This is a genomic window from Candidatus Saccharimonadales bacterium, from assembly GCA_036397795.1.
In the GTDB taxonomy this organism is placed as follows: Bacteria; Patescibacteriota; Saccharimonadia; order Saccharimonadales; family DASWIF01; genus DASWIF01.
In genome coordinates, this window is the sequence record DASWIF010000065.1 from 21,397 (window position 1) to 32,311 (window position 10,915).

Genomic DNA, 10,915 nt, shown 5'->3' on the forward strand with positions numbered 1-10,915 from the left:
CTTTTGCTTTAGTCCTTAACCCACCACTGGTGCGAATGACAGTTTGTCTTTCTTAACCGTTATCTTAATGACGTCGCCTTTGCCGATTTTCTCGCTTAGCAGCGCCCCAGCCAAATAGTCTTCGATTTCGTCTTGGATTACCCGCCGCAGCGGCCGAACACCATTTTTTGGATCGTAGCCCAACTCGGCCAGTAATTTTTTAGCCGAGGGCGTCACCTTGACTAGCAAGTGCCGGCCCGATAACCGACCGTTAAGCTGATCGATTTGCAGATCGAGGATACGACGAACGGTCTGTCGGCCCAATGTTTTAAAGACAATAACTTTATCAATCCGGTTTAGCAGTTCCGGCCGCATCATTCGCTTCAATTCCGACTGGACGCGCTCGACATTTTCTTCGTGGAGAGTCTGTAAATTTTGACCGTCATGATTTGCCCGAAAGCCGAGTGCCGCTTCCCGCTGCAGGGCTTCGGCGCCGATATTGCTGGTCATAATTATGACAGTGTTGCTAAAGTCCACACGCCGGCCTTTGGCGTCGGTTAAATAGCCGTCTTCCAGAATCTGTAACAGAACATTGAATATTTCCGGGTGGGCTTTTTCAACTTCGTCAAATAAAACCAGCGAATAGGGCTGTCGCCTGACTCGGTCGGTCAGCTGATTGCTGTCCTCATAACCGACATACCCGGCCGGCGAACCGATCAACCGCGCTACGGTGTGGCGTTCGCCGTACTCGCTCATGTCGATTTTGATCATGGCTTCTTCGCTTAAAAATAGTTCTCGCGCCAGCACCCTAGCCAGTTCGGTCTTACCGACACCGGTTGGGCCTAAAAATACAAACGAGCCGATCGGCCGTTGGCTATCGCTGACACCGGAACGGTTGCGCCGAATCGCTTGAGACACGGCCTTGATTGCGTCGTCCTGGCCGATAACGAACTTAGATAAATGGGCTTCGAGCCGGGTAAGAAACTTAGCTTCGCTCTTTTTAATACTGGTCACCGGCACACCCGTCATGGTCGCCACGACTTGGGCCACGTCTTCAGATGTTACTTTCAACTTTGATCGTTGGTTACTTTTAGCCTGTTGTTCTTCCAGCCGTTTTTCCAGCTGCTTGATTTTTTGCTTATACTTGGCTGCCCGCTCATAATCTTCGCGCTCACCGGCCGCTTCCATCCGCTCGCCCATCAGCTTGAGCTCGCGCTTTAAGCGCCGCTGTTCTTTGCTGGTCTTGCCGCGCTCAACCCGGACCAGGGCCGCGGCCTCGTCCATCAAATCGATTGCCTTGTCTGGCATGAATCGGTCGTTTATATAACGGTGGGCGTAAGCGATAGTCTCCAGTACAACGGCGTCGTCAATCGTTACGCCGTGGTGCTTTTCATAATGCTTTTTGAGTTCGCGCAATATCGCCGTAGTTTCAATCAAATTGTTTTCCGGCACTTTGACCGGCTGGAAGCGTCGCTCCAGCGCCGCATCTTTTTCAATGTATCTGGTGTATTCGTCCATCGTGGTTGCACCAATAACCTGAATCTGACCGCGGGCTAAGCTGGGCTTTAAGATATTTGCCGCGTCGATCGCGCCCTCGGCCGCACCAGCGCCGACTAACAAGTGCATTTCATCGATAAACAGAATGATATTTTTGTCGCTCACCAGTTCTTTGGTCACTCGTTTCAGCCGTTCTTCAAATTCGCCGCGGTATTTGGTTCCGGCCAACATTCCGGCTAAATCCAGCACTACCACCCGTTTATCCAACAAAGTATCAGGAACTTCTTCACTCACAATCCGTTGGGCCAAACCCTCTACTATCGCGGTTTTGCCCACACCCGGCTCGCCGATTAAGACCGGATTGTTTTTTGTGCGGCGGTTAAGAATCGTAACGACCCGGCGGATCTGATCGTCCCGGCCGACAACCGGATCGAGTTCTGCTTTGTGAGCTTTGTCGGTAATATCGAGTCCAAAAAAATCCAACGCGCTGGCCCGGCGGCGTTTACTCTTAGTCGAACTGCCGGTACCGTCAAATTCAAACTGTTGCCGGTTGAGATAGCCTTCCAACTCGGTGTTGAGGCTGTCAATATCCACACTCATATCCTGCAGCAACTTGGTTGCCCGAGCGTTTTTTTGCGAGATGATGCTAAATAAAATATGTTCGGTACCACAAAATTCCTGATTGAACTCCTGGGCGATTTCCCAACTCATTCTAAGTGTCAGCTTGGCGGTTTCGCTCAAACCTTTGCTGCCGGTATTAACGATCAAGCTCTTAGGCGTGAGATTCAACGCTACCTTGGCGCGGTTCAGCGTCACGCCGGATTCTTCCAGGATTTTGGCGGCGAATGAGGTTTCCTGGGCTAACACTCCCAGCAAAATGTGTTCCGTACCGATAAACGGCGAGCCCAGCCCTCGAGCAATCGAGTCAGCGTGCTTCAACGAAGAGCGGGCATTATCCGTTAATCGACCAAGAAAATCTGCGAATTCACTAGCCGGATGCATGTGCTTTTATTATACCCTCGTTCATTTAATTAGTGACCTAATCATTGTATGCATTTAGCACTCCCTCGTCAAGAGTGCTAGTTGTCGGGGTTGGACGACTTTTTTTACTGGGCTTTGGGGCCAGTCGCCTTGGTGGATTTGACCCGTTTGGCAGGTGAGGCCTTTGATTCCTGGGTCTTTGTGACCGCTACTTTTGCCCTAGACTGCTCAGTTGGGGGTTCGGTCAAGTTTGCTGCAACGGCTTCATCACCGGCTTGGCTGGCGATGGCCGCTAACAGTGAGTCTTCAATATTCTTCTTCGGCCGTTTGGCTTTTACAGCTTTTTCGCTACCAACAGCCTCAATGTCGATTTCATAGCCGACAAGCTTCGACGCCAACCGCACATTTTGGCCGCCCCGGCCAATCGCCACTGAGAGTTGGTCCTCGGCTACCTTGACCACCGCCTTTTTGGTCTTTTTGTCCAGAACAATCTCTGCCACTTCGGTCGGCGATAGGGCATTTTTAAGGTATTTAATGGTGTCCTCATCATAAGTAATGATGTCGATTTTTTCTTGGTCGCCAATCTCGCTCATGACAGCTTGGACCCGGGTTCCGTGGCCGCCGACAAAGGTACCGACCGGATCAACTCCCGGCACGGTAGAAGCCACGGCAATCTTCGTTCTGACACCGGCTTCACGGGCGATCGCCTTGATTTCAACCGCTCCGTTTTCCATTTCGGGGACCTCATTTTTAAACAGATGCTCGATAAAGTGTTCGTTTGCTCGGCTTAAAATAAGTTGCGGTCCGCGATTTTCTCGCTCGACGTCCTTTAAGAAGACCTTCACCCGGCCGCCGACAGTATAATATTCGCCCGGGATTTGCTCGCTCTTAGGCATGATGCCGCTGGCGCGACCCAGATCGACACGGACGATACGTTGCTCTACCCGGCTAATTACACCCGTTACGACCGAGCCGATTTTATCGGAATATTCTTCGAGCACAACCTCTCGTTCGGCCTCACGCAGTTTTTGCAAAATAACTTGCTTGGCCGTTTGGGCGGCCACCCGTCCGAATGACGTTGGCTTTTGCTTAAATTCAATCGTCTCGCCCAACTTTGCGCTTTTACGCTTTTTCTGGGCATCGGCCACTGATATTTCAATGTCCGGATCCTCAACTTTGTCGACAATGGTCTTGTGAGCAGTAATGGTTACGTCGCCGGTGTTGGTATTTATCATGGCCGTAACTTCTTGTTCTTTATCGCCAAAGTCCTTGCGCCAAGCGGCGGCTAATGCCTGGCCGATAATGTCGTGAACGACTTCTTCCGGCAAGTTCTTTTCCTCGGCGATTTGCTTGACCGCCATCACTAGTTGTTTAGTTTGAATCTCCATAATTGACTCCTTAAAAAATCGCTTTTTAAACTAAAAAACCCGACCTGCCGGCCGGATCTGTACAAGGTTGATTGTAACATTTAGACGCCGCCCTAGTCAAGCCGATAACAAACAGTCGGCGTGCTACAATTGCCCCTAATGTCAAACCACCATTTAACTGATGATTTTTTGCGGTTACCGTATGAAAAATTGGCTGAACTAGCTTTGACAGAAGCTCGCCGACTTGGTGCCAGCTACGCCGACTTTCGATTTGAGCGGCTTAGGCGCCAAAGTATTCGTTTACGTGACGCCCACGCTGAAACCAATATTGAAGATGTTGAGATAGGTTACTGTGTGCGGCTGTTGATTGACGGCGCCTGGGGTTTTGCCGGCAGCTCAGATCTCGACCCAGCCGCGGTTAAAGCCACTATTAAACGGGCCGAACGGGTGGCAAACGCCTCCCGGCCGCTATTAAAGGAACGAGTAGAGCTGGCGCCCGAACCAACCTACGTCGACACTTTCATTTCCGACTATGACATCAATCCGTTCAGTATTAGTCTAAAAGACAAGATTGAGCACCTCTCGACCTTGGCCGACATCGCCCAGCAGGCCGATAATATTGATCACACGTCATTCGACGTCGATCAGGTGCTGGAAAACAAATTTTATGCCAATCTTGAGGGCAGCGCCATTACCCAGCAACGCATCCGGGTCCAAGGCAATTTGCAAGCTACCAGCATTGACCGCCAAACCGGCCGATTTGAATCGATCAGAACTAATGCCGCCCCGGCCGGCCGCGGTTGGGAACGGTTTGTCTCCCAATATGATTACGCCGGTGAAATCAGCCAATTACCCAGTCTATTGGCGGCTAAGCACAAAGCCCAAAGCATTACGCCAGGCCGCTATGATCTGGTGATCGACCCGACCAATTTATTTTTGACTATCCATGAATCGGTCGGGCACGCCACCGAGCTGGACCGCGCGCTCGGTTATGAAGCCAACTACGCCGGCACCTCGTTTGCCACAATCGATAATTTGGACAAATTACAGTATGGCTCGGCCGCCATGACCGTTACTGGCGACCGCACGACACCAAATGGCCTGGCTACTATCGGTTATGACGACGAAGGTGTTAAGGCCCAAAAATGGGACATCATAAAAATTGGCCGTCTAGTCGGTTATCAGCTTAACCGCCAAATGGCGCCTAAGCTGGGGCTGAAACAATCCAATGGTTGCGCTTTTTCTGACTCTTTCGTCCACGCTCCTCTGCAACGGATGCCCAATGTCAGCCTGGCGGCAAACACTAAGGATGTTACCACCGACGATTTGATCGCCGGCGTTGACAACGGCATCTACATCATTGGCGACAATAGTTGGAGTATCGACATGCAGCGATACAATTTCCAGTTTACCGGCCAACAATTTTACCGTATCAAGAATGGTCGGTTAGACGGCCAACTAAAAGACGTGGCTTACCAAGCCAATACGCTGGAGTTCTGGAATTCATTGGTCGAGGTCGGCGGAATGTCGACTTACGTCCTCGGCGGCGCTTTTAACTGTGGCAAAGGCCAACCGGGTCAAGTGGCGCCAGTCAGCCATGGCTCGCCTGCAGCCTTATTTAAGCAGATCAATGTGCTCAATACGGTCGCGGAGGCCAACGCCGCATGACTCCCCAAAAGATAATCTCCGCTGTGCTGGATAAGTCCAAGGCCGATGAGTGTATGGTAATCGTGGCAGATTACAACAAGACCAACCTGCGTTGGGCCCACACCGGTCTGACTACTAATGGCTCCTCCCAACACACCTACGCCGCCGTCATCTCAATTATCAACCAGCGATTCGGATCTTACGTTGTCAGTCTGGACAAGTTGACTAATCCGGCCGAGTTAGCGGCTAAATCCGAACTGGCCGCTCGTCAGAGTCCAATCGCCAAAGACTATCAGCCGCTGCTGGCAAAAACTCCCGACTCAAGGCCGACAGACCGTTTAAGCGCAGAGCCCAGCCTGGCTGGCTTCACCTCAAAACTCGGCCGGACATTTGAGCGAGCTGGCCGTGACAAGCTTGAGTTATTCGGCTACTGCGAGTTCCAAAATACCCGTTACAATTTGGGCCTTTCTACCGGGTTGAGGCGCCATCATGAGCACCAACATGGTCAACTCGAACTCAATGCCAAGTCGGCCGACTTTAGGCGTTCGGTCTGGGCTGGCAGCTCGTTTAAGGATATAAATCGAGCTGACCCGGCCACTCTTTATAAGACCCTGAAACTAAAAGCCGGTTGGTCGCGCCAACAGATAAAACTTAAACCCGGACGTTATGAAACCATACTAGAGTCTTCGGCCGTGGCTGATTTGCTGCTGTTTGCTTATTGGATGAGCTCGGCTCGCTTAGCAGAAGAAGGTCATTCGGCTTATAGCGCCAAAGCCGGCGGCTCTCTGATCGGCCAAAAACTCTACAGTTCGGATATTTCTATCTATTCCGATCCGTTTAAACCCGGTCTGGAGACAACCCCCTTTAACGTCGTCTTCTCTTCCGGTTTGGAGGAATCGGTGTTTGACAATGGGCTGGAACTAAAGCGCACCGACTGGGTCAAAAACGGCGTCCAACGACACCTGTTGGCCCCGCGTTACCTGGTCAAAAAATACGGCTATCAACGGGCTACGCCATTTATCCCTAACCTAATTTTTGAACACGCGGGGGCTAATACCGATGACATGATTAAAGCAACCAAGTACGGTTTGTTAGTCACATGCTTGTGGTACATCAGAGAAGTCGATCCACAATCGCTGTTGTTGACCGGTTTGACGCGCGACGGAACTTTTTTGATCGAAAATGGCCAAGTCAAGGGCGCGGTCAATAACTTTAGATTCAACATGAGTCCGATTACCATGCTCAAACAAGTTGCCGAAATCGGTCATTCGCAACCGACCTTAGCTCGGGAATTCGGTGACTATTTCCCGCTGACTATCATGCCGGCGCTGCGGGTGGCCGACTTTAATATGAGCTCAGTCAGTCAAGCTCTGTAAGTTTAGGTTAAGCCGGGTAAAAAATTGATCACTCGGGGTGGCTCGCCCGTCAACTCAACAGCGCTTAATTCGTACTCCCCAGACCAACTCTGATCCTGGATCCAGAGTTCGGCCGCGAATTTCAGCTGCCTAAGCTTGGCGGCGGTAATATAATCGAGTCCGCTGCCAGCTTGGGCTGAACCGCGGTACTTGACCTCAATAAAATAAGCCCTATGGTCCTTCACGGCGATTAAGTCGATCTCACACCACTTTGTCCGCCAGTTGCGGGCCACCACTTGAAAACCGCGGCCGGACAGATAGTCAGCGGCAGCCGCTTCGGCCCGTTGGCCGATGACCGTGCTCATAGCTGCCTCATTGGCCGAAAACTACGGCGATGGAGCGACGTGAGACCGTGGCGATCGATCGCTTGACGGTGCCGCTTGGTACCGTAGCCAACGTGACTATCGAAACCGAAATTCGGCCACCGCCGAGTCTGATCGAACATAATCTTATCCCGTGTAACCTTGGCAATAACCGAGGCCGCCATGACAGCCGGTATTTGTCCGTCAGCCCGGATAATCGCCCGGGAATGCGGCAGGCCGAGATAGTCAATCGGACCGTCGATAACCACCGCCCGGGACTTGTCGTCCAGCCGCTGCCAAGCCAGCCTAAAAGCCCGTTTGAGTGCGGCCGCCAGACCAAGTCTATCGATCGTCATCGGACCGATTATACCCAGGCCGATACCCCTCGCCCGTCGCTGAATGATATCAGCCAGCTGTTCTCGGGCCGCCCGGGCGAGTGTCTTGGAGTCAGCCAATCCTCTTATTGGACCGTCTAAACTGACCGCCGCGCAAACCAGCGGCCCTGCCCAGGCACCGCGGCCAGCTTCGTCGATGCCAATTTCCATTTATAATACCCCCAGACTATTCTACGTCCGTTATTATAATCAGCGCCTGGCTTTGGTGTCTATTCGTGTTTGCGGCGAAAGGCTTCAGCCTTTGCTTTTTTGGCTTTGGCTTTGTCGTCGCCAGCTACTGTTTTCGATACGTCGGACACGTTCTTAACGGGTTCCACCTCTATCTCTGATTTGGTCGGTTCGACCGCCGGCTTTGCGGCGGGTTTAGCTACGGCCGTCTCATCTGGCTCTGGCTCCTCGCTCGACTCTGACCTGACTTCTTCCGCCTCGGCCTGCTGTTCTTCGATAGTGTTGACGGCTTCCTTGTCGAATTCCGTTCCGGTCATGCGCGCGGACTTACCGGCCCGGCCCCGCATATAACTTAAGTAGTTGCGCCGGACTTTGCTGCGCTTGGTGACTTCAATTTTCTCGACCAGCGGGGAATGTAACAGAAAACTCTTTTCGACGCCGACGCCGCTGGCAATGCGGCGGACTAAAATCCGGCTGGTCAGACTGTTTTTGCGATCTGTTCGAATAACTACTCCTTCAAACACCTGAACTCGGGTCTTTTCGCCCTCTTTGATTTTTTGATGCACTCGCACCGTGTCGCCCGATTTGACGTCGACAACTTGGTGTTTTTGGTGCTTAGCCTCCACGGCCTTGATTAAATCTTGCATAGACTCGCGGTACTTTAGCACAGAGGTGGCGGATATTCAATAGAGCACGCCTGGTCGAGTCAAAACGGCCCACTGTTGACGTCTAAACTTAGGTTTAGACGTCAACTTGCCGGAAGATCTCTTCTACGCTGGTCACTCCAGAGATAGCTTTTAAGATACCGTCCTGGGGCATTGTCAACATGCCTTCGGCGACCGCCACCCGCCGGATCTCGGCCGTCTCAACCCGGGATGGATCGCGATTTAGCGCGGCTAGCACCGCCGGGGTCAAAGCCAGTTGTTCGGCAATCATTATCCGACCGCTGTAACCGAACGGGGTGTCGGCGGTCTCGACCGGTCTGAACAATTCGATCTCATCGAGGTTTGGTCGGTCATAACCCTCCGGCAGCGATTCGATAATCGGCCTTAGCTGGTTTTTTATGGCATCGTCGGGCCGATAAGCTTGCTTGGTATTGTCATCCAGCCGCCGAGCCAAGCGCTGGGCTACGATCAACCTGATGGCGTTTATAAACAATGGGTTTTGGCCGATGACTTCCAATAGGCGTGTCAGAGCTGTTGCCGCGTCGGCCGCATGGAAGGTCGACAACACCAAATGGCCGGTCAAGGCAGCTTGCATAGCAGTTTTGGCGGTGTCGATGTCGCGGATTTCGCCGATCATGATTACGTCCGGGTCGAGTCTTAACACCGCCCGCAGTTTGTCGGCAAATGCCTGGCGGTCTTTGTCGCCTTTGATCGGAATCTGGGTGATACCTTCAAAGGCATACTCGACCGGGTCTTCTAAAGTAACGATTTTTCGGGTCGATTGGTTGAGCCGGTCTATGATCGAGTAAAGCGTGGTGGTTTTGCCCGAACCGGTTGGACCAACCACCATCACCAGACCGTGCGGGTGCTCAACGATATCTTCCAGTTGCTGGCGATGCCGCTCGGACAGACCAAGATTATCCAATTGCATCAAATGCCGATCCAGATTAAATAGCCGGATAACAGCGTCTTGGCCGTTGGCCGTCGGTACCGTTTCGATTCTCATATTTAGAGCCTTGGTTCCATCGCCGGTCTCGATCTGTGATGACATATGACCGGTCTGCGGTTCAGGAGCGTTGACGCTGACGTTAGACCTGATCGCGATTGAAGAACTTAATTGGCGGAATTTGTCCTTACTTAAACGAGCGACCGGGTGAAGCGTACCATCGACTCTAAACCTTAAACCGACATAGTCCTTTTCGTTTTCCAAATGGATGTCCGAGGCACTTAATCGGTCAGCTTGTTTAATCAAATAGTCCAGTACGTCGTCCGGTCGGACCGTTTCCAGGGTTTTTGAGACATCTTCCAGCGTCTGGCTCTGGCCGGGAGAAGTAATAGCAATATCTTCGTATCTGATAGTTTGGGGCGGATCATGCCGCCGCATTAACTCTTTATAGCCGGACTCGGCAACCAGCAAAAAGCTGATGTTAAAGTCCGAGAACCGACTTCTAAGCTGCTTTAAAACCGTCTGTGGGGTGTTAATCGTGACGGCAAACACCAGCTGTCCACTATCGACGGCCGTCGGCACGGCGTGAAAGTTGTACATTTCCGGCACTGTCAAGAAGTCCTTGATAAGTCCCACCGTCTCCGTCCAACCGCGGCTGTCTTGGTATTTTAAGCCAAGCCGGCCGGCCCGGTCGGCCGTCGCCCGCTCTTCGGAGCTTCTGAGTTCCTGGTTAGCGTCGTTGTTTTGATCCACTTAAGGCTATATTGTAAAGCATAAGTGCTATCAAAGCTGTATGCTAGACCGATAGTGGGACAGTTAGTTTTGATCCTGGATAATATCCGCAGCGCCCATAACGTCGGCGCTATTTTCCGCACGGCCGCCGGATTGGGCGTTAACCACATCTACTGTGTCGGCCTAACACCTTACCCGGCGATCGCAAATGACCGGCGTCTGCCCCATATAGCCAATAAAGCCTCGGCTAAAATCGCCAAAACTGCTTTGGGCAGCCAATCGGCGGTTGACTTCAGTCCGGTTGATCTGCCGGCCCGCTTGGTCGATGATTTGACTCGGTCGGGATTCACTATCGCCTGCCTAGAAATAACACCCGGCGCCGTCAAACTCGACGATTACCAGCCGCCGGCTAAGCTGGCCCTGGTTCTAGGTAATGAAGTTGGCGGTGTTGATCGCTTTTGGCTAGATCGATCGAGCCAAACTCTGGCCATACCGATGCGCGGGCAAAAGCAATCGCTGAACGTTGCGGCGGCCGCGGCTATCGCCGTCTACAGTTTATTAAATCGATAAGCCCTAAGTAGTTGCTTGGCACAAAACGCTCATGGTATGATATCAAAAATGCATTTTGTAAAACAAGTACTAATCCCTCATAGACATAACAGTTACCGGCCTCATCTCATCCGTCGACACGGCTTGGCTTTCGCCTTGTTGCTGATCATTGCTTCCCAGATCGGCCAGGCCTTACAGACCGATGCTCAACCCCATGTTCTAGGTTACGCTTCAAACATTACGATTTCCGGTTTGCTCAGCTCGACTAATTC

At 52.1% G+C, this 10,915-nt stretch carries 9 protein-coding genes and 1 pseudogene; 4 read left to right on the forward strand and 6 right to left on the reverse strand.

Annotated features, from left to right (window positions below):
* Positions 1–15 precede the first annotated feature (15 nt).
* Both VGA08_03900 and nusA read right to left on the reverse strand, forming a co-directional pair.
* Positions 16–2,478 carry an ATP-dependent Clp protease ATP-binding subunit gene (locus tag VGA08_03900; protein ID HEX9679736.1) on the reverse strand — a complete coding sequence of 821 codons (2,463 nt, stop codon included), beginning with the start codon at positions 2,476–2,478 and terminating at the stop codon, positions 16–18.
* Between the two features lie 104 nt (positions 2,479–2,582).
* Positions 2,583–3,845, reverse strand: a complete 1,263-nt coding sequence (gene nusA, locus VGA08_03905) for a transcription termination factor NusA (GenBank protein ID HEX9679737.1) — start codon at positions 3,843–3,845, stop codon at positions 2,583–2,585.
* Between the two features lie 138 nt (positions 3,846–3,983).
* On the opposite strand from nusA, the gene VGA08_03910 reads away from it, so the two are divergent.
* Positions 3,984–5,492, forward strand: a complete 1,509-nt coding sequence (locus tag VGA08_03910; protein ID HEX9679738.1) for a TldD/PmbA family protein — start codon at positions 3,984–3,986, stop codon at positions 5,490–5,492.
* On the forward strand, positions 5,489–6,847 hold the full coding sequence (locus tag VGA08_03915) for a metallopeptidase TldD-related protein (GenBank protein HEX9679739.1): 1,359 nt from the start codon (positions 5,489–5,491) through the stop codon (positions 6,845–6,847). Before VGA08_03910 ends, VGA08_03915 begins: the two co-directional genes overlap by 4 nt.
* A 2-nt stretch (positions 6,848–6,849) precedes the next feature.
* Here the strand turns inward: VGA08_03915 and VGA08_03920 are convergent, their stop codons facing one another.
* The 4 genes and pseudogenes from VGA08_03920 to VGA08_03935 form a co-directional block, all read right to left on the reverse strand.
* Positions 6,850–7,191, reverse strand: a complete 342-nt coding sequence (locus VGA08_03920) for a YraN family protein (protein HEX9679740.1) — start codon at positions 7,189–7,191, stop codon at positions 6,850–6,852.
* Positions 7,188–7,733 carry a ribonuclease HII gene (locus VGA08_03925; GenBank protein ID HEX9679741.1) on the reverse strand — a complete coding sequence of 182 codons (546 nt, stop codon included), beginning with the start codon at positions 7,731–7,733 and terminating at the stop codon, positions 7,188–7,190. Before VGA08_03925 ends, VGA08_03920 begins: the two co-directional genes overlap by 4 nt.
* A 332-nt stretch (positions 7,734–8,065) precedes the next feature.
* Positions 8,066–8,398, reverse strand: a pseudogene (gene rplS, locus VGA08_03930) (50S ribosomal protein L19).
* A gap of 94 nt (positions 8,399–8,492) precedes the next feature.
* Positions 8,493–10,115, reverse strand: coding sequence for an ATPase, T2SS/T4P/T4SS family (locus VGA08_03935; protein ID HEX9679742.1), 1,623 nt, complete (start codon positions 10,113–10,115; stop codon positions 8,493–8,495).
* 54 nt (positions 10,116–10,169) lie between these two features.
* Between VGA08_03935 and VGA08_03940 the strand changes: the two genes are divergently transcribed.
* Positions 10,170–10,664 (forward strand): TrmH family RNA methyltransferase, encoded by a 495-nt coding sequence (locus VGA08_03940; GenBank protein HEX9679743.1) that lies wholly within the window; start codon positions 10,170–10,172, stop codon positions 10,662–10,664.
* A gap of 48 nt (positions 10,665–10,712) precedes the next feature.
* Positions 10,713–10,915: hypothetical protein (locus tag VGA08_03945; protein ID HEX9679744.1), on the forward strand; the 203-nt coding region annotated here is incomplete at its 3' end.

Bases quoted from the DNA above. Each gene is read 5' to 3' on its own strand.
- nusA (HEX9679737.1), bottom strand. From the start codon at position 3,845: ATGGAGATTCAAACTAAACAACTAGTGATGGCGGTCAAGCAAATCGCC.
- VGA08_03900 (HEX9679736.1), bottom strand. From the start codon at position 2,478: ATGCATCCGGCTAGTGAATTCGCAGATTTTCTTGGTCGATTAACGGAT.
- VGA08_03920 (HEX9679740.1), bottom strand. From the start codon at position 7,191: ATGAGCACGGTCATCGGCCAACGGGCCGAAGCGGCTGCCGCTGACTAT.
- VGA08_03910 (HEX9679738.1), top strand. From the start codon at position 3,984: ATGTCAAACCACCATTTAACTGATGATTTTTTGCGGTTACCGTATGAA.
- VGA08_03925 (HEX9679741.1), bottom strand. From the start codon at position 7,733: ATGGAAATTGGCATCGACGAAGCTGGCCGCGGTGCCTGGGCAGGGCCG.
- VGA08_03915 (HEX9679739.1), top strand. From the start codon at position 5,489: ATGACTCCCCAAAAGATAATCTCCGCTGTGCTGGATAAGTCCAAGGCC.